This is a genomic window from Acidobacteriaceae bacterium (assembly GCA_035944135.1).
In the GTDB taxonomy this organism is placed as follows: domain Bacteria; phylum Acidobacteriota; class Terriglobia; order Terriglobales; family Acidobacteriaceae; genus Granulicella.
Genome location: DASZBM010000006.1, coordinates 1 through 19,039 on the forward strand (window position 1 = coordinate 1; position 19,039 = coordinate 19,039).

Annotated in this window: 16 protein-coding genes; 2 read left to right on the forward strand and 14 right to left on the reverse strand. The window is 61.6% G+C overall.

The window, feature by feature from the left end:
* Positions 1-80: 80 nt before the first annotated feature.
* The 8 genes from mraY to VGU25_11180 all read right to left on the reverse strand — a co-directional run bounded on the left by mraY (position 81) and on the right by VGU25_11180 (position 9,618).
* Positions 81-1,217 carry a phospho-N-acetylmuramoyl-pentapeptide-transferase gene (gene mraY / locus VGU25_11145; protein ID HEV2577754.1) on the reverse strand — a complete coding sequence of 379 codons (1,137 nt, stop codon included), beginning with the start codon at positions 1,215-1,217 and terminating at the stop codon, positions 81-83.
* Between the two features lie 131 nt (positions 1,218-1,348).
* Positions 1,349-2,725, reverse strand: coding sequence for a UDP-N-acetylmuramoyl-tripeptide--D-alanyl-D-alanine ligase (murF, locus tag VGU25_11150; GenBank protein ID HEV2577755.1), 1,377 nt, complete (start codon positions 2,723-2,725; stop codon positions 1,349-1,351).
* A complete protein-coding gene (locus VGU25_11155) occupies positions 2,722-4,236 on the reverse strand; it encodes a UDP-N-acetylmuramoyl-L-alanyl-D-glutamate--2,6-diaminopimelate ligase (protein ID HEV2577756.1) in 1,515 nt (504 codons plus the stop codon). Before VGU25_11155 ends, murF begins: the two co-directional genes overlap by 4 nt.
* 26 nt (positions 4,237-4,262) lie before the next feature.
* Positions 4,263-6,620 (reverse strand): penicillin-binding protein, encoded by a 2,358-nt coding sequence (locus VGU25_11160; GenBank protein ID HEV2577757.1) that lies wholly within the window; start codon positions 6,618-6,620, stop codon positions 4,263-4,265.
* A gap of 56 nt (positions 6,621-6,676) precedes the next feature.
* A complete protein-coding gene (locus VGU25_11165; protein HEV2577758.1) occupies positions 6,677-7,201 on the reverse strand; it encodes a cell division protein FtsL in 525 nt (174 codons plus the stop codon).
* A gap of 160 nt (positions 7,202-7,361) precedes the next feature.
* Positions 7,362-8,267, reverse strand: a complete 906-nt coding sequence (rsmH, locus tag VGU25_11170) for a 16S rRNA (cytosine(1402)-N(4))-methyltransferase RsmH (GenBank protein HEV2577759.1) — start codon at positions 8,265-8,267, stop codon at positions 7,362-7,364.
* Between the two features lie 38 nt (positions 8,268-8,305).
* Positions 8,306-8,740, reverse strand: a complete 435-nt coding sequence (locus tag VGU25_11175) for a division/cell wall cluster transcriptional repressor MraZ (GenBank protein HEV2577760.1) — start codon at positions 8,738-8,740, stop codon at positions 8,306-8,308.
* A gap of 317 nt (positions 8,741-9,057) precedes the next feature.
* Entirely contained in the window at positions 9,058-9,618 is a 561-nt protein-coding gene (locus VGU25_11180; GenBank protein HEV2577761.1) for a DUF2127 domain-containing protein, read from the reverse strand.
* Between the two features lie 186 nt (positions 9,619-9,804).
* Here VGU25_11180 and VGU25_11185 point away from each other — a divergent pair, with 186 nt between their 5' ends.
* Positions 9,805-10,371, forward strand: coding sequence for a fasciclin domain-containing protein (locus VGU25_11185; GenBank protein HEV2577762.1), 567 nt, complete (start codon positions 9,805-9,807; stop codon positions 10,369-10,371).
* Positions 10,372-10,440: 69 nt separating this feature from the next.
* Here the strand turns inward: VGU25_11185 and VGU25_11190 are convergent, their stop codons facing one another.
* Together VGU25_11190 and VGU25_11195 are read right to left on the reverse strand one after the other, a co-directional pair.
* Positions 10,441-11,136, reverse strand: a complete 696-nt coding sequence (locus VGU25_11190; GenBank protein HEV2577763.1) for a Fe2+-dependent dioxygenase — start codon at positions 11,134-11,136, stop codon at positions 10,441-10,443.
* Positions 11,137-11,151: 15 nt separating this feature from the next.
* Complete coding sequence (locus tag VGU25_11195) at positions 11,152-13,716, reverse strand: TonB-dependent receptor (protein HEV2577764.1); 2,565 nt, start codon at positions 13,714-13,716, stop codon at positions 11,152-11,154.
* 171 nt (positions 13,717-13,887) lie between these two features.
* Here VGU25_11195 and VGU25_11200 point away from each other — a divergent pair, with 171 nt between their 5' ends.
* Positions 13,888-14,436 carry an SRPBCC family protein gene (locus VGU25_11200; protein HEV2577765.1) on the forward strand — a complete coding sequence of 183 codons (549 nt, stop codon included), beginning with the start codon at positions 13,888-13,890 and terminating at the stop codon, positions 14,434-14,436.
* Here the strand turns inward: VGU25_11200 and VGU25_11205 are convergent.
* Genes VGU25_11205 through VGU25_11220 form a run of 4 tightly spaced genes read right to left on the reverse strand, consistent with a single transcriptional unit; the run spans position 14,408 to position 19,034 of the window.
* Positions 14,408-16,180, reverse strand: coding sequence for a GMC family oxidoreductase (locus tag VGU25_11205; protein HEV2577766.1), 1,773 nt, complete (start codon positions 16,178-16,180; stop codon positions 14,408-14,410). The two genes, VGU25_11200 and VGU25_11205, sit on opposite strands and share 29 nt — an antisense overlap.
* A complete protein-coding gene (locus VGU25_11210; protein ID HEV2577767.1) occupies positions 16,177-16,953 on the reverse strand; it encodes a gluconate 2-dehydrogenase subunit 3 family protein in 777 nt (258 codons plus the stop codon). The genes VGU25_11205 and VGU25_11210 overlap by 4 nt, the downstream gene beginning before the upstream one ends.
* 2 nt (positions 16,954-16,955) lie before the next feature.
* Positions 16,956-17,906, reverse strand: a complete 951-nt coding sequence (locus VGU25_11215) for a hypothetical protein (GenBank protein HEV2577768.1) — start codon at positions 17,904-17,906, stop codon at positions 16,956-16,958.
* 21 nt (positions 17,907-17,927) lie between these two features.
* Positions 17,928-19,034, reverse strand: coding sequence for an enolase C-terminal domain-like protein (locus tag VGU25_11220; protein HEV2577769.1), 1,107 nt, complete (start codon positions 19,032-19,034; stop codon positions 17,928-17,930).
* Positions 19,035-19,039: the final 5 nt, after the last annotated feature.

Here is a 19,039-nt window from a genome sequence, read left to right on the forward strand (position 1 = left end):
GCGATGCCGCTCTTGCCGAGGCCAACTACGAGTACACGCTTGTTCTTGAGTTCCATATTGTTCTTGAAGCTGCCTCTCGTTTATCGCAGCTTCAGCGTCGTGAGTGCAAACAGGGCAAAGACGAGCGCCATGATCCAGAAGCGCGCGATCACTTTGGACTCCGACCAGCCGCCGAGCTCGAAGTGATGGTGCAGCGGGGCCATGCGGAAGATGCGCTTGCCGCCGCGCAGCTTGTAGCTGCCGACCTGCAGCATGACACTGAGGGCCTCCATGATGAAGACGCCGCCGATGAAGGGCAACAGGAGCTCCTGCTTGATGCAGACCGCGACCGTGGCAATCGCGCCGCCCAGCGCGAGTGAGCCGACGTCGCCCATGAAGACCTCGGCCGGGTGCGCGTTGTACCAGAGGAAGCCGATGCTGGCGCCGACCATTGCGCCGCAGAAGACGGTGAGCTCGCTGACGGCGGGCATGCGCTGGAGTTCGAGGTAGTCCGCAAAGACGACGTGGCCGCTGACGTAGGTGAGCACGGTGAGCGCGCCGGCGGCGATGATGGTGCAGCCGATAGCGAGGCCGTCGAGCCCGTCGGTGAGGTTGACGGCGTTGCTCGAGAAGGTGATGACGAGCATCACGAAGATGACGAATGGGATGAACGCCAAGCCCCACAGGTGCGGAACGCGCAGCCAGGAGTCGATCATCAGGTTCGGGCGGAAGTGCTTGACGAACGGAACGATCAGCCGCGTGGAGTAGAAGCCCTGGCCTTGAAGAACGATCAGCGCAACCGCGATGGTGCCGCTGACGATGAATTGCAGCAGGAGCTTCTGAATCGACGTGAGGCCGAGATTGCGCTTCTTCGCGACCTTTGTGTAATCGTCGGCGAAGCCGATGGCGGCGAAGGCGATGGTGGCGAACATCACGAGCCAGACGAATGGGTTGGAGAGATCGCTCCAGAGCAGCGTGGGAACGAGGATGGAGATGCAGATGAGCACGCCGCCCATGGTGGGCGTGCCGCCTTTTTTCTGGTGGCTCTGCGGACCTTCTTCGCGGATGTACTGGCCGATCTGGAACTGGCGGAGGCGGTCAATGACGAACGGGCCGATAAGGAGGCCGATGAGCAGCGCGGTCAGGCTCGCGAACACGCAGCGAAACGTGACGTAGCGAAAGATCCGGAAGTACCGGAAGTATGGGAAGAGCTTTTGGTAGAGCAGCCAATAGAGCAACGAAAGCCGCCTCGCGCGCGTTCGATCTGACCGTCCGACAAATCGCGGTTCTTCGATATCTTACGCTGGGAGCCTGCGCAAAACCGGGGTTTGACGCGCAGCGAACCAAGCTCGCTCCCTGCGCGAAAGCGCTATTCCTGCAAGGCTTCGATGGCGTGTTCGAGATGCACGCCGCGCGAGCCCTTGAGGAGAACAACGTCGCCTTTGCGGAGGTTCTGCTCCAGCCAGACGCCGGCTTCGCCCGGGCTTTCCACGAACTCTGCGGTCACCCCGCTGGCACGGGCGCCTTCGACGATCTCCGACGCGAGTCCGCGCACGCCGATGACGCCGTCGAGACCGGCCATCTGCTCGCCCGCGGTGCGATGCAGCGCGGCGCCTTCAGGGCCGAGCTCGAGCATCTCGCCGGCGACGACGAAGCGGCGCGAGGCAGGCGTCTGGCGGAGAGCTTCGACCATGGACGCGAGCGCCTTCGGGTTGGAGTTATAGGTGTCGTCGATGAGGCGGGCGCCGTGGAATTCGAGCACGCGGCCGCGCTTCTCGGTGGGACGCATCTCTTCGACGGCGGTGATGCAGGTGTCGATGTCGATGTCACTGAGCAGGCCAACGCTGATGGCGGCGAGTGCGTTGAGCACGTTGTGACGGCCGATGAGGCGGAGGTGGACCTCGCGGCGGAGCTCTTCGACGACGAGAGCGAAGCGCGTGCCGTCGAGGCCGGCGTCGCGGATGTCGTCGGCGCGGACGTAGGAGCGCGAGTCCGTGCCGTAGAGCAGCGCGCGCTCGCCCATACCGCGGGCGAAGGCGGCAACGCGCTCATCGTCAGCGTTGAGGATGGCATAGCCTTCGGGCGGGAGGGCGGCGACGAGCTCGTACTTGGCGCGGGCGATGCCGGCGATGCCATCGGGAAAGAACTCGAGATGCACGGGCGCAACATTGGAGACGACGGCCCAGTCGGGCTCAGCGATCTTTGCAAGCGCGGTGAGTTCGCCCGCGTGGTTCATGCCCATTTCGAGCACGGCGACCTCATGGTGCGGCTCAAGGCGGAGTAGTTGCAGCGGGACGCCGAAGTGGTTGTTGAGGTTGCCGGTGGTCTTGAGGACTTCAAACTTTTTGGCGAGAACGGCGGCGACGCACTCTTTTGTCGTGGTCTTGCCGGCTGAGCCGGTGACGCCGATCACGCGGCCTCCCCAGACGCGGCGCACGCGATGAGCGAGGCGCTGCATGGAGAGCAAAACGCAGTCCGATTCCTCGTCAGGAACGCGCAGGAGTTTGGCGGGATCAATGTTGGGTGGCGTGAGCCACCGCATGCTGACGACTGCGGCGATGGCACCGTTCGCGAGCGCGTCCTCGACGTAATCGTGTCCATCCATGCGCTCGCCGCGGACGGCGAAGAAGAGCTCGCCGGCGTTGAGGGTGCGCGAGTCGATGGAGTAACCGACGGCAGTGAGGGTGGAGTCGAAGTCGCCCTCGGCGTGAATCCAGTCGGCAATCTGTCCCAGGGTCAGGTTCACGCGCGCACCTCGCGGAGTTGTTGGAGGACTCGTGAGGCCTCGGCTACATCATCGAACGGAATCGCTCCGTCAGCGAAGACCTGTACCTTTTCATGTCCCTTTCCGGCGAGAAGGACGATGTCGCCCGGCGTAGCGGAGCGGATGGCGCGCTCGATCGCCGCGTGGCGGTCCGGCTCGACGATGAAGGGCGTGGCGGTGGCGCGGACACCGGGGAGGATCTCGTCGATGATGGCGGAGGGCTGCTCGCTGCGCGGGTTGTCGCTGGTGACGATGACGAGGTCGCTGGCCTCTGCGGCTGCGCGACCCATCTTGGGGCGCTTGGTGCGGTCGCGGTCGCCGCCGCAGCCGAAGAGCGTGATGACGCGGCCGCTGTGTGCGCCGACGCTTTCGCGGGCGAGGCTGATGAGGTTGCGCAGCGCATCGTCGGTGTGGGCGTAGTCGACGACGACGCTGAAGCCGATGCGTTCGGAGCCGGAGACGACCTCGAAACGGCCGGGGACCTGCTTGAGCGTGGGAGTGGCGCGGGCGATTTGCTCAAGCGTGAGACCACGAGCGAGTGCCGCGCACATGGCGGCAAGCAGGTTGTAGACGTTCACGCGACCGCTGAGCGGGGATTGGATTGCTATTGTGCCGCTGGGCGTGACGAAGTCGAAGCGAGTTTTGCCGACGGCGAGCTGCAAGTTTGCGGCGCGATGTGTTCCGCGCGATGTGTCGACGCTGTAGGTCATCAGCTCGGCGCCGCGGAATGCTTGTTTCATCTGCGGGGCGTACGCGTCGTCCTCATTGAGGACGGCTACTCGTGGCGGCGGAGCGCCGACTCCAGCAAAGAGTTTAGCTTTCGCGCGGGCGTAGGCGTCCATGGTGCCGTGGAAGTCGAGATGGTCCTGAGTGAGGTTGGTGTAGATGGCGACGTCGACGGGAAGGCCCCACACGCGCTCCTGCTCGAGTGCGTGCGAGCTCATCTCCATCACGGCTTCGGTGCAGCCAGCGAGCACGCCTTCGGCGAATGTGGCGTAGATGTCGCGGCTCTCGGGTGTGGTGTGCTCGGTGGGGCGGACATCGCCGGCGATGTGCGTCTCGATGGTGCCGAGGAGAACGCTCTTGCGGCCAACGCTTGTGAGAAGTTGTTCGAGGAGAAAAGTTGTTGTCGTCTTTCCATTGGTACCGGTGACCGCGCTGAGCTTGAGTTTGCCCTCGGGGTGATCGAAGACAGCGGCGCTGACTTCGGCGAGTGCGCGGCGGCCATGCTCGACGAGCGCGAGTGGGAGTTCTGGATGCGAGGTGTGGAGTTGCTCGAAGATTTCAGCGGAGTCGGTGACTAGAGCTGCCGCGCCCTGCTGCAGAGCGGTGGCGACGAAGCGATTGCCATCGGTTGATCCACCGCGCATTGCGACGAAGACATCGCCCGGACCGACGCGGCGCGAGTCGTACTGAACACCGCTGATTTCGATGTCTGCAGGTCCGGCGACCTTCTTCGAATGCAGTTCCGCGGTGATGTCGCTCCATCTCATCCTGCCCACCTCAGATAAAGACGAACTCAACGCGCGAAGCGCACAACGATCTCGGTCCCGGGAGGAACCATCGTGCCGGCGGTGGGCATCTGGTCGTGGGCAACACCGCTTCCGAGTGTTTCCACGCGTAGGCCGAGGTCGGTTGCGCTCTCCACGACCGAGCGCAATGCGGAGCCACGGAATTCAGGCACGGCGACACGCTTGCCCGCGTCAACGATAACGGCGCCGTTGCCTCGTGGCTGAACCGCAGGGTCAACGTGCGGCAGAGTGAGGGGCTGGTTGTTGGCCGTGTTCGCGTCAGGCATCACGGACGTGGTATCGCCGTTTGCGTGAAAGGCAGAGAGAACCTTATTCGGCAGCCCGAGAATGCCTTTCCTTGGAGGCGGTGCGTCCGCGGCTTTTTCAGCAGCCGCTGCAGTTGCGCGTTCGTCCGCGATCTCGTTCTGCTGCATCGCGGCTGCGGTTGCGGGCTGGCGCAACGGATCGTCGGCGGGCAGGCTGTTGATGTCGTCGAACATCGCGGTCAAATCGGCGTTCTCATCAGGAACGTCGTCCGGTGGCACATTCGCTGCTAACTGCTGCATCTGCTGTTTCGTCTTGAGCGGCTGATCGTGCGGCACGCCCAGATACTCGAGGACCTGCTGCGCGACCTCGGCGAAGACCGGGGCGCTGGCCGCGCCGCCATAGTGCATATCTTCACCGCCTGCTGTGGGTGTGTCGATGACGACGGCGATTGCGATTGCGGGATCGCTGACGGGAGCAAATCCGGCGAAGCTGGCGACGAGCTTTGTGTGCGAGTAGGTGTGTGTCGCAGGGTCGATCTTTTCCGCAGTGCCCGTCTTGCCAGCGGAGCTGTAGCCGTTGAGTGCGGCGAGTTTGCCGGTGCCCTCGATGACGATGCCCTGCATCATCGCGCGCATCTTGGCGGAGGTCATCTCCGAGATGACGCGGTGCGAGCCGTCGGGAAGATTTGCGGGAAGCTGGAACTCGGGACGGAAGGGCTCCGCCTTCAAGTTTTGGCTTCCTTTCGTGTCGTCGGTAGATGCAAGAAGGATGTGAGGTGGGATGTATTCGCCGCCGTCAGCGATGGTCGAGACCATGGTTACGAGCTGAATGGGAGTCACGCCGATCTCCTGGCCGATGGCGAGCGAGAGGATGCTGGTCGATCCCCACTTGCGCGGCGGACGGAGCAGGCCGCGCGTCTCACTCGGCAGTTCGATGCCCGTGCGGTCGCCGAAGCCGAAGGCGCGCATGTACTTGTAAAACTTGTCGGGGCCGAGCCTGAGCGCCATCTTGGCGGCACCAACGTCGGAGGAGTGCTCGAGCGCCTGCCGGACGGTGACGACGCCCAGGTGATCCGACTTGTCGTCATGCAAGGTGCGGCCGTACATCGTCATCTGGCCGCCCTGGCAATCGACCATGTCAGTGGGCTGCACGCCCGCTCCGTCGAGCGCGGCAGAGTAGGTGACGAGCTTGAAGGTCGAACCGGGCTCGTAGATGTCGCTGACGGCGAGATCGGTCAGGTCCTGCGGATCGATGTGGCGCGAGTCGTTGGGATTGAACCGGGGCGATACAGCGAGTGCGAGGATCTGGCCGGTGTGCGGGTCCTGCACGACGACGGTGCCGTGCAACGCTTTGAGTTTTTGCACCTGCTCATCCAGCGCGCGCTCAGCCATGTATTGGATATTGGCGTCAATGGAGAGAACCAGATTTTCGCCGGGCATCGGCTCGCTCTCTTCGGAGCCCATCACGTGGCGCTTCGCATCGACCGCGGTGAGCATGTGGCCGGGGACGCCGTGCAGTTCGTCGTCGAACTCGCGCTCCAGACCGCCGAGACCGTTGTCGTCAGTACCGACGTAGCCGAGGACGTGCGCGGCCAGGTCGGCATCGGGGTAGAAGCGCTTGAACTCTTTCTGAAAGTAGACGCCCTTGAGGTTGAGCTCGCGAACGCGGTCAGCGACATCGGGTGTGACCTTGCGCGCGACCCAGGCGAAGTTGCGCGAGTCGTTGAAGCGCGCGAGCATCTGCTGATCCGTGGTGTAGTGGTCGAGCGGATCGGTGTGGACGATCTTCGAGAGGAGCGCGGCGTCCTCAGGACGGTTCTCGCCGAGCTCGCTGGGAACCGCGTAGATACTGTCGACGAGCACGGTCATGGCGAGCTCGCGCAGGTTGCGGTCGTAGAGAACGCCGCGACGGGGAGCGACCTCAAAGGTGCGCTGCTGCTGCATTACGGCGCGCTTGACGAAGTCGCCGTGACGGATGACCTGCAGCCAGAAGAGACGCAGACCGATCGCCGCGGCCCAGAAGCAGAAGAACATCGCCACGTAGACGAAACGTACCCGCCGGATCGGCGCGGTCATCGTCTGACGTGGCGAGGACTTCATCTGTCGGGTTCCTGTTGTGTGGGAGCGAACTCCAGGGGTGACTTGCTAAATCGACGTTATTGAACTGCAGAGAAAATCGGCTTATGCGCCTGTGCAAGAACGGGTGTGACACCGCCCGAGCCATCCGGACGAACGACCTGTCCGGGGAGCGGCGTATTGAGTCCAAGCTGCTTGGCAATCTGATCGATGCGGCCGGGGTCGCTGAGCTGCGCTTCAGAGAGACGGAGCTGGCGGTTCTGCTCGCGAAGCTGCTCAACCTGCTGTTTTTGCGCCTCGACCTTGTAACCGACCTCGATCGCGGAGAAGTGCTGCCACACGTAGACCATCGTGAGCGCGAAGAGCAGCGTCATCACCATGGTGAAGGTGCGCATCTCGCGGTGACGCTCGGGGTCGTCCGCCTTCACCAGGCGGGTGTTGTCGAGGTGCTTGGTGAAGAACATCTCGGGAGTGGGGCCGCGGCGACGAGCGAGCTGCGCCTCAAAGAGCTCACGATTGCGCTCAGAGATGCTGACGGTGCGCGCGTGCGCGCGCCGCGCCTGCATCTGCTCCATCCCCTGACCTGCTATTGCCATCGTCGCCATCGCCCGCCTCCTTTCAGAGTAACGTTACTTTTGCACTACAATTCCACCGCATTTTCCACATCCGCAAAGTTTCCCGGGCCGGGGTTGCTGATGAGGAAGGGACTGTTTGTTACGGGTTGTCTTTCGCCTGAAAGCACGGCAGGACAACCCCGGCCCGATCTCAATTTTTTTGTGCAGCGCGGAGTTTTGCACTGCGTGATCGCGGGTTCCGGAGCGATTCTTCCTCCGTTGCCACGACCGGTTTCTTCGTCAGCAGCTCATACTGGCCTGCCTTTGCGCCGTCTCGCAGCGCGTCCTTCACCAGCCGGTCCTCCAGGGAGTGAAAGCTGATCAACACCAGCCTTCCGCCCGGCTTGAGCAGTGATCCCGCGCTTTTGAGCAGCGATTGGATCTCCTGCAATTCGTCGTTCACTCGAATTCGGAGCGCCTGAAAGGTTCGGGTCGCCGGATGAATCGGGCTTCTGCCACGCTCAGCCTTTATTGGCGGGGCGACGGCCGAAACGACTCGAGCAAGCTCTGCTGTTGTCGATATCGGCCGCGCCCGCACAATAGCTCTGGCGATTCTCCGCGACCTCCTTTCCTCTCCGAATTCGTAAATCAGGTTGGCGAGCTCTTCTTCGTCCGCCTGATTTACCACTTGTTCGGCCGTCAGGGGGCTGCGCGGATCCATCCGCATGTCCAGCGGCCCTTCGGCCCGAAAACTGAATCCTCTGTGCGCCTCATCGAGCTGCAGGCTGCTGACGCCGAAGTCGGCAAGCAGACCGTCGAGCGTGCCCGGTGCGATCACTTCCGCGATCTCTGAGAACGGCCGGCTGATGTACTCAACCGTAGGCATTTCAGGACCAAGCTCTTCGGCCACCGTCGCAAGTCGCGCTTGCGCTTTGCCCATCGCTTCGGGGTCGCGATCGAAGGCGATCAGCTTGCCCTTGGCTCCGAGCCTCCGCGCAATCTCCGCGGAGTGTCCGCCGAGCCCGAGCGTCGCGTCTGCGTAGACGCCGCCTGGATGCACAGCGAGGAATTCGAGACTCTCTTCTAAAAGAACCGGTACATGCTGCGGTCTTTCCATCTATTCCCGCCTCATGCGCCCCCTGAGGGGCCTGAAACTTACAACCCAACCACTCCCAGCGACTCGATGTCTTCGTCCGTGGCCGGGTTCTCGGTGATCTGAGCCCTGAGCCTTGCATCGTTCGCCACAACCAACTTCTTCTCGATGCCCATCACCGCGACATCTCCGACCAGGCTTGCCGCTTCGCGCAGCAGCTGCGGAATCAGCAGCCGCCCCTGGTCGTCCATCCGTACTGCCTGGCCGTAGTAATTCGTCGCATCGAGAAACCGTCTCTTTGCGGCGCTGGCGGGCAGCTTGGCCAGCGACTCTTCAATCTGCTCCCAGTCCTTCATGGAGTGAATCTCGGCCCGCTGTCCGTCCCGGCTGGTGATGAAGCACTCCCGGCCCTGGGCCTCCAACGCGGCCTTGAACTCCGACGGGACCTTTAACCGGCCCTTCTCGTCGACCCGCGCTGGATGATTGCCCCGAAACATGCCAGAACCTCAACTGGTACTCCGTACAGAAGCTGGGAAAAGTAGACTTGAGGAGGTCGAAATCGTTCTTCTTGCCCTCTTTTTTCTACTTTTGACCACTCAACTCCACTCATCCTCCAGTTTCCAGTGCGCCGTGTAAAGAACTAAATTGCGAGTTAGGACGCAGTTTTCCTCGCGTTTTGTGGAAAACCGGGCATATTGCGCGGCAAATTCAAAACACCACTAGATGTAGTGTTTGGATCGTGGAGTCTTTACCAGATGCTCACTTGCCCGAATGGGGCATGCTGGGATAGCGAAATTTAGGCGAAAGTCGCACTTCAGGACGCGGGAGCGGATCGCTCCGGCCATAGTTGCTTACGGAGCAGCCAAACAAGGTATGCAAGCACGGCCAGATTCACCACCAACAGCGTGATGCGCGGGATGGTGAACTCTCGATATAACTCGAAGCATTCCCAGGGCAGCGCAAGGATGGTGAGCGTAAGCGTGAAATACTCCGCCCACCGCTTTTCGAGCATGAGACCCGTGCCTTCAATCAGGCACAGCCCGGCGTAGGTGAAGGTCAGCACACTGAAGTGCTTCAGTTGCGGCGCACCGATGAGGTCGGCCTTGCTCATCACAACGCCGACCAGGCGGTTCTCGGGGTCGATCTTCAGCACCTCGCTGATGTGCAGGATGACGCTTGCGATGTCGTGATGGAGAAGCTTGAGCGCACCCACGCCCAGGGCGACGGACAGAATCGCTTTGCTGAGCTTGAAGAGGCCGATGAGTAGCAGACCGCGCCGATGCTCCGGGCTCGCGCGCCGCGGGTCGGCGGAGCGGTCGTCCGGGTGCGCGGAGCGCTCTTCCTGCTCTTGCCTGCTGACTTTGGCCTGCAACATTCGTTTCTCAGCTACCAGTTGATGAGCCCTCCTGCGGCTTTGTCAACGCGCCGGACCATCAGCGGGTTCACACGGCTGAAGAAATTTCTGCAATCCGGTTGTGCATGGCGCACGTAGAGAAGATGGACGTTCTTGATTGCGGCCGCACGAGAACGGGATTCCCAACTTTCGAATGAAGGATCAATCATGAAGAAGATCATCAGGAATTTGCTCGCATCTACGGCGGCCGTGTGCCTCGCGATCGGCTGTATCAGCGCCACGGCAGCAGACAAAAAGGATCCGGACGTGGGTGGCGCGCCCATGTACCCCAACAAGACTATCGTGCAAAATGCGGTGAATTCGCCCATTCATAAGACGCTCGTTGCAGCGGTAAAGGCAGCGGGCCTGGTGGATACACTGAACAGCCCCGGACCATTCACGGTCTTTGCGCCGACGGATGATGCCTTCGCAAAGCTGCCTGCGGGCACGGTCGACAACCTCGTGCAGCCGGAGAACAAGGCGACGCTGACCAAGGTCCTCACCTATCACGTTGTGCCGGGCACCTACAGCACGGCGAAGTTAATGAAGGGGATCAAGGCCGGCGGAGGCACGTTGAAGCTGAAGACCGTCGAAGGTGATGAGCTCGCCTTCACGATGGATGGCGGCAACATCAAGATCACCGACGACAAGGGCGGCTCAGCGATGATCACGACACCGAATGTGTATCAGTCGAATGGCGTCATCCAGGTGATCGACTCGGTGTTGATGCCCTAACCAGTTCCCTGACCCATGTTGAGGGGCGGCGAACCCAGCGCCGTCCCTCTCTTTTTATGCGCGCCCGCGTTATATCTCCGCCCATTGACGCAGCAGGTTGTGATACACGCCCGTGAGCTGCACTGAAGTTTGCTTTACGTCTGGCGCTGATGCCTGCTCGGAACGAGCAAGACGCTGGATGCTCTCGTCGAGATCAAAGAGCAGCGTGCGGTGCGCGTCCTGGCGAACCATACTTTGGATCCAGAAGAACGAGCTGATCCGGTTGCCGCGCGTCACGGGCTCAACGCGGTGCAGGCTCGTCGCAGGATAGAGAACCATGTCGCCGGCTGCCAGCTTCACGCTCTTCTCGCCGTAGCTGTCCTCCACGATCAGTTCGCCGCCGTCGTAGTCTTCCGGTGCGGTTAGAAAGAGCGTAGCGCTCAGGTCTGTGCGGATTCTCTGCCCCGTTGTCGCCAGCTGGCGAATCGCTGTGTCGACGTGCGTGCCGAAGGTCTGGCCGCCGGCGTAGCTATTGAACATCGGCGGAAAGACACGCAGCGGAAGTGCGGCCGACATGAAGCGTGGAGAACGTGCGAGTGCGCCCAGAATCAAATCGCCAAGCTCTTTAGCTACCGGGGAGTCTTCGGGGATCTGTGCGTTGCGCTTGACCTCCTGCGCCTGATAGCCAGCGGTGACTCGGCCATCCGTCCATTGTGCTGTGGCGAGCTTCACGCGCGCTATCTTCACCTGTTCCGGTGTCAGCACCTTCTCAATCGTTATCAGCATCGTTTTCCTGTTGCTTTAGAAGCGGTAGTTCGCGCCGATCAGCGCGCTGCGGCCCGCGCCTGGGATGAGATGGCTCGGGTGCGGCTGATCGATATAGAAGCGGTTGAGCAGGTTGTAGACGTTGGCCTGCAGTTCGAGCTTTTCAGTGATGGGGCGCTTCAGCAGCGCATTGAAGACCCAGTAGCCAGGAACCTCTTTCATCGCCGTTGCGAGTACGGGATAACATGCGGTCGCTCCGCACGGAGACGATGCGGCTGCGAACGCTTGTGCCGAACCAAACCCAATCGGCACGTACGGCACCGTGGAACTTGCGGTCCGGGCAGCGACGTAGTTGCCGCCAAATCCTGCATTAAAGTGCCAGAGAAGGTTGCGCGTGAGGAATGCGTTGAAGGTCTGGCGGGGCACGTTGGCCAGCGGATATCCGACGGAGGTCGGAAACAGTTTTGAGTAGGTGACGGCGCTGTCGAGGTATGCATAGCCGAGCACGAGATCTGTGCCGCCGTAGAATCGTCCGACTGCGCTCGCCTGCACGCCTTTCACAAGTTGATTGCCTGCGAGCACGATGTTGTTCGAGTTCGTCGGGTCGGTCTCGCGCGCGTTATCCTTGGTTGTGTGGAACCACGCAGCTTCAAGTTGCAGACGCTCATGCGCGAGGCTGTACTTCGCTCCCGCCTCGAAGGTTTCGTTCTCTTCCGGAGGCAAGACGCTTGTCGCGACGCTGAGACTCAGCGACTCGGCGGACGGATTGAAGCTCGTGCCGTAGTCGAAGTACACGCTGCCATGCGTATTCGGTTTGAAGACAATCGCCGCGCGGTAGCTTGGCTGGCGAACCGTTTGATCAATGTAGGGTATGGGCGCGGTTGTCTTCGCTCCGGAGATGCCCGCGGGCGGAGCGTAGAGGTTGAACAGCGTGTTGAAGTAATCCCATCTCACGCCGCCCGAGAGCTCGATGAACCGGTCAAACTTGATCGTGTCAATGAAGTAGGCGCCGGCGCTCTTCGATTTGAGGTGCGAGACCGAAGCGATGTAGCCTTCGCCACTGAAGCTATCGTGCGGATTCGGATCGATCAGGTTCGTCGACGGCACGGAGTTGATGTTGTTCTCCGTGTAGCTGTATTTAGTTGGGTTGGAAATCTCCTGTCCGCCCTCAACGCCCGCAGCGAGGTCGTTGCGAACGCCCGCGAGTTTGAACTGCGCGGTTACTTCAGTCTGGTCCCACAGCTCGCCCTCGACGCTCTGTATCTGAATCTGGTTGCGATTAACCACCATCTGCGAAGGTGGCGTTGCGAGTGTGTAGGGACAAGGCTTCGATGTGTTCACCGCGCTTGTCGGGAGCGCTGCAACGTACCCGCCCACCGGAATGCTGACGCTCGCGTTGGAGCAGATTTGTGGCTCGGTAATCTGCACATCGCGCGGGTAGTTCGCCCAGCGCGCGATCGTATGCACATCGACGTTGTTCGCGAAGCTATGGTTTGCCTTCACGGTAACGATGTCATCGCTCGTGCGCAGATGATTGGCGTCCGGGAAGCCAAAGTAGGCGTGGCGATCGACTCCGGGCGCAAGCTGGTTGAAGAACCACGGCAGACCGTAATCAGGCGTGTCGCTCTCGGTGAAGTGGAAGTAGCTGATCGTCAGGCGCGTCGGCTTGTTCATCCCGAAGCTGATGGAGGGCGCAACACCGTAGCGACGGTTCTGCGCATACGGCCGGCCGGCAACGCCGCCCTCCGTGCCCATCGCGTTCAGCCGGAACGCGGAGCCGCCGGCAACATCGCTCATCGGCTCGTTGATGTCCGCCGTGATGCGACGCGTAAGGTCGGTTCCGACCTCGCCGTCGATGTGTACGAACCTGTCTGCGGCAGGAACCTTGCTCTCCTGGTTGATCACGCCGCCAGTGGACCCGCGGCCGAACTGCACGCCTGCAGGCCCTTCAAGGACCTCCACCTGGTCGTAGTCGAAGCTGTCGCGGTAATAGCTGCCGAAGTCGCGAATGCCATCCAGAAAAATGTCATTGCGCGCAGTAAATCCGCGAATGGTGAGATTGTCGCCTTGCGCGCCGCTCTCGCCCGCAGCGATGCTGATTCCCGGCACGTTGCGAACGGCGTCGGTGAGGGTACGATTCTGTTCATCCTGCAGAACAAAGTCCGGCACAACCGCCACAGTTTGCGGAGTGTGCAGAAGATCCTCGGTGAACTTGCCGATCGAGATGGCCGCCGGCAATTGCGCGGTGACGTCGACGGTGTCGGCGCGCTGCAGACCCACTGTGGCGTGGTCGGCGCCGGTGAAGGTGCAGCTAAGACCGCTGCCCTTCAGCAACTCCCGCAGAGCCGCCTGAGGCGTGTACAACCCTTGCAGACCGGCAGTTTGGAAGGCTGCGATCTCATCCTGCGCAAGCGTAATCTTCACCGCGATGCCACTCTGCTGGCGATACGCCTCGAGCGAGGTGTCCAGCGGGCCCGCAATGATGTGGAACCGGTGCACCGGGAGCTGTGCCGGGGGGGGTAACTTCCCGGCTGGATCCGTCGTTCGTTGAGCGATTGCCGACTGCCGGTTTCCGACGGCGCAGGCCGTCATAGCAGCCATTGCCAAAAGGCTCCGCCGCTTTGGTTTACTCTTGTTCAAAGCCACCTCAGATTTCCAGGCCGATGTCAGACTCAGTTGGTCCTATATAAGACTACCCCAATATCAGACTGAATCGGACCTATATCAAAGGTCTGTGGCGATATTCGCTTAGCATTTGCTCGAGGCAGATAAATGAGGCACCGTTTCCGAACGACACAGTGGCTTCCATACACCGTGGAATTCGTGTTTGCCTTTTTCGCGAATCCGGCGAATCTGCCGAAATTACTGCCCGATTGGCAGCAGGCGCGCATCGATGAGATCGAGCTCTATCCGGCGGACCACAATCGCCCGGAGGGCTCCGATGGCCTGGTTGCTGCCGGCCGCGGCACCCGCCTGACGCTGAGTTTTCGGCCCACGCCGCTAGCTCCTGTGCGTGTCTCCTGGGTCGCGCTCATCGAGGATTTTCATTGGAATGAGCGCTTCTGCGATCGTCAACTGGAGGGTCCGTTCCGCTACTGGCGGCAGTGCCATCGGGTGCAGGAGTGGCAATCCGAGACCACAGGAGAGCACGGCACGCTGCTCATCGACACCATCGAATATGAGCTTCCCTTCCGAAGGCTCGAGCGCCTAGCCAACCGGCTTGCGGTCAAACGAATGCTGACGACCGTCTTCGCCCACCGGCATAGCCGCACCGAGCAACTGCTTCGCGAACTCAGCGAAGGTGCGGAATCCCCCGAGTGAATGTGCCCGGAGGCGCGAGCGATTTGCGGCACGGAGGCTCCGCCATATCACGGCGATCGCTCGTGAAGATTGCTTCGTGCTGCGAGATCAGATAGTCGGCCGTCCGTGCAGCGAGCGCCTGAATCGTCAGCCCGGGATTGGCGGATCCCTGCGTCGGCATCACCGAGCCGTCCATCACGAACAGGTTGGGCACATCCCAGGTGCGGCCGAACTTGTCGCACACTCCGGCGTCCGGAGTCTTACTCATCCGGCAGGCCCCCACGAGGTGCGCATAGCGAGACTCCTGCACGACCTCTACAGCACCGGCCGCCCACATGATCTCCATCACCTTGTTCTTGCCGAACTCGATCATCTTCTTGTCGTTGTCTTTAAGGCTGAAGGTGACCTGCGCAACGGGTAGACCGAAGCGGTCGCGCGCATCCTGCCGGCCGTCGCGCCCATCGGCCAACTCAATCCGGTTGTCCTCCCACGGCAGAATCTCGCCGAGCAGACCGAGCGGCGACCAGTGGTTGTAGTCCATCATGTTGCGGCGCATGCCCCATCCCCACGCGCCTTTGGCAGCCATCATCTGCTTGGCGAACGCAATGGGCAGTGGACCCACGGTCTGCACGGCAAATCCGCGCGCGAAGTCCCGCTTCGGGTCCGTCTCGTAGAACTCCTCCGTCAGCGCATGCGCCGGCGGCGCCTTGTACATCCGGACAAGATTTTCAAATCGCCCGAGGATAACGTTGCCCGCCTGCGCCATCAGGTACTTCCCTAGCGTCCCCGAGGAGTTTGCGAGTCCTCGCTCATGCCCCGGGCACGCGGAGTTGAGCAGAAGGCGTGGCGTCTCCAGGGCGTATCCGGAAACGATCACCGCACGCGCGCGCTGGAAGTGCTCTTTACCTTCGGCGTCGAAGTAGACGACGCCATCTGTCCGTCCGTCTTTGCCCATCGAGACGCGGCTGACCATGCAGCAGTCGCGGATCTCTGCGCCGTTGTTCAGAGCGTCCGGCACATGGGTCACGAGCGTCGACGCCTTCGCTCCCACCTTGCATCCCTGGATGCAGAACCCGCGATAGATGCAGTGCGGCCGATCGCCATGCGACGCGGAGAGGATTGCGACTGGGCCACCTGCACTGACCCGAATGCCCAGCTTGGTACAGCCATCGATGAGTGTGTCGCCAACGCCGCCCATCGGATGCGGAGCGTATGGATGCCCGTGCGGCTTGCCCCACGGATACCACGCCGGGCCTGCGACCGGAATCTCCTGCTCGAGCAGATCGTAATAGGGCTCGATATCGTCATAAGTTATCGGCCAGTCTGCACCGACGCCATCACGCGTGTAGACCTCGAAGTCCGATGGATGAAAGCGCGGAACAAACGCAGCCCAGTGAACTGACCCTCCGCCAACGCCCTTGCCGCTGTTGTTCGCGCCCAGCGCGAGCGGATGGTCTCCGCCTGTGATGCGCAGATCATTCCAGTAAAGCTTGTGCGATCCCGTCTCGTCCGAGACCCAATCGCGCTCCGTATCCCAGAACGGGCCCGCCTCGAATCCGACCACCTTGAAGCCTGCGCGTGCGAGCCGTTGCAGCAACACGCCGCCAGCGGAACCTACACCGACAATCGCGAAATCGATGACGTCAGTGTCTTTGAACCGCCGCGGCGGCACCTTGATCTGTTGCATCGATCCAAGACGATGCACGTCGTCCTTCGGCTTCTCGAAGGCTCCTCCCAGCGGCGCATTGTGTTCGAACAAGCTCAATGTGTACCTGCCTGTCCTGAGTGAACCTGATGCTCCCCGGCACCTTGCGCGTGCATCTCTTCTACGTTGCTGATCGAATCCGCAGGCGCATCCCACTCGTAGCGCTGTTCGTCGACCTCCCACGGCTCCGGCTCGCCTTCTTCAAGCCGCATATAGCCGCGCGGATAAGCCGGCCCACCGAAGCCGATCTCATCCCACGCCCACGGATGCGCGTAATACACGCTGACCACATCGCTCAGCAGCATCGTCCAGAAGCGCTCGATGTTCATCTGCTTCCAAAGTTCCTGCGCCGCTTGCGGTTTTGCCTGATGGATGGACTTGAGAATCTCCTCCTGCTCGCGAACCGTCAGCTCATGAAACGCGCGGCCGTGCAGCGTCTGCGCCATCTGCTCAAACGCGCGCGCTGCGATTCGATAAGCCTCCTGATCAGGCGGCATGTCTTCGAAGCGATAGCCGTCCAGCCGGTTCTCATAAAGCCGCTCGTCGATGCCGGGCAGAATGGGAATGCGGCGCTCGTCGATGCGATCCTCCTGCGGCAGCATGCGGTCGACGACCGCCTCCATCGTGCGCGCCTCCTCGGGCGTAAAGAACCGGATGGGCTTTTCGCGCGAGACTCGCTCTTCAACAACCTTGCGCGTGGCGGCATCCCAGTAACGCTTCTGTTTCAGGGTGCTGAAGCCCGGGTAGTAGCCCGGCTGCTCGCGTTTCGGCAGCGGCCGTCCACTTGCCGGATCCGTCAGCGGCATGCGTTCGTTCGGTTGATCTCGTGCCATCGTCAACGCTCCCGCCTCATCAGATAGGCCATCATGCCGAGCAAGCCGCACGCTGCGACGAGCAGCGGCGCGAAGATCGGCGGCCCATAGAGGATGTTGTAAAGCGGCTTCTTCTTGCCCCCTGACCGCTTCAAAATTCCGCGAATGTGATATCCGAAGCCGATCGTTCCGTCCAGCATCAGGAGCGCGGACACCGCAGGCAGCGCCGTATTTGCCAGGCGCTTGCTCCTCCGCGCGCCAAGCGTCGCAGCCAGCATCAACGGCGTCAGCAGGATCGGCGACCACTGCACCTTGTACTTGAAATTGTCCTTGTAGTGCGAGTACCAGCTCTCCATTCCGGAGCACACGGTCCACACCGCGGCTACGAGGCAAAGGTGCTTCTGGAATCTGCCGGTGCGGATGTCATCACGAAAGTCTCGCTTGCGCAATCGTGTTGTCGCAGCAACAACGCGGCTCCGCATGCCGTAATCTTCTTCGCGCTGAAGATACGAGGCGATCACTCCCAGGTACGCGCTGGTGCCGAAGAGTAACGGTGCGAAGAGCGGCGGTCCCATCACGACGTTCGTCACCGGCATGCGCCATCCGCCCGGTTTGCGTGCAACACCGCGAATATGGAAGCAGAATCCGACAACGCCATCGACAAGCGTGATGTAGCTCAGCCACCGCATCCACGTGTTTGCAGCGCGCTCGCTGAACACACCCGCGGTCGCCGCGATCGTGAGCGCACCGCCAAGAGTCACCGGCGTATACATCACCGGATTCGAATAGCTCCCGCGATAGTGCTCGTATCCAACTTCGATCGTGCTGACGAGACTGCTGCCTGCAACCAGCAGCGCCATCGAACGCTGGAAGCACCCACTCTGGATGTGATCCAGGGCCGCCTCCGCGAAGCGGCGTACCGGCTTTGGCACACTCTTCACCAAGGCGCGCGGAGTCGTGTCCGGCAACATCATCGCGAACTCCGTTCAGCAGGCTTACACATCATCGCGATATTGCTCCGCATCTGCACGTTTGAACTCCAGCCCAATTCCCGGCCTGGACAAGTCGGGATACATCACACCCTCTTTAGCCGGTCGAAATCCATCGAACAGCATGCTCTCGATACGAACGTGATCGTGGAAGTACTCGACATGCCGCAGCGGACGCGCTGCACATGCGAGGTGGAGATGCACCGACGGGCCGCAGTGCGCAGAGAGCGGCAGAGGATGCGCATCGGCGATTGCCGCTGCGTCCATGAAGCCGGTGACGCCGCCGCAACGCGTCGCGTCTGCCTGGATCACATCCACCGCTTCGGCTTCGATCATGTTGCGCAGATACATCGCGGTCCATCCATACTCACCGGCCGCAATGTCCATCCCCTCAGGCGCGCGATCACGCATCAGCTTCAGCCCGGCGAGATCGTCTGAGCTCACGGGCTCTTCAAACCACGTCACGTTGTAGTCGCGAACGAATCGCTCGGCGAACTCAAGCGCCTGCTTGCGCGAGTATGCACCGTTGGCGTCCACAAAAAGCTCTGCGTCTTTGCCGATGGCCTCGCGCGCCACCTTCACGCGCCGCAGATCGTCTTCCGGATGCGTACCAATCTTCATCTTCACGCGCGGAATTCCATCGCGAACCCAACCGCCGAGTTGAGCTCGAAGCTGCTCATCCGAATAAGTTGTGAATCCACCCGACCCATACACCGGCGCACCTGGGCGCATCTGCCCGAGCACCGCGCACAGCGGCGCGCCGACCAGCTTCGCCTTGAGGTCCCACAGCGCGATGTCGATCGCCGACAGTGCGGTCGCGGCAATCCCATCGCGGCCATAGTTGCGCTGGGCCTTGCGCATCGACGAAAAGAGTGCGTTCGTGTCGAACGGGGAGCGGCCGTAAACATGCTCCTTCATCAGCTCACGAGCGAGTGGTGCAGCCGTCTTATGCGAGTACGTGTACCCAACACCGGTACTCTGCTCGCACCGGATCTCCACCACGATCAACGTGGTCTTGTTCCACGCAAACGTTCCGTCCGCCTCCGGCGCATCCGTCGGAATCGTGTACGCAACCGCACTGGTTTCCGCGATCTTCGGCTCAGAAGAGGTCATCGTTC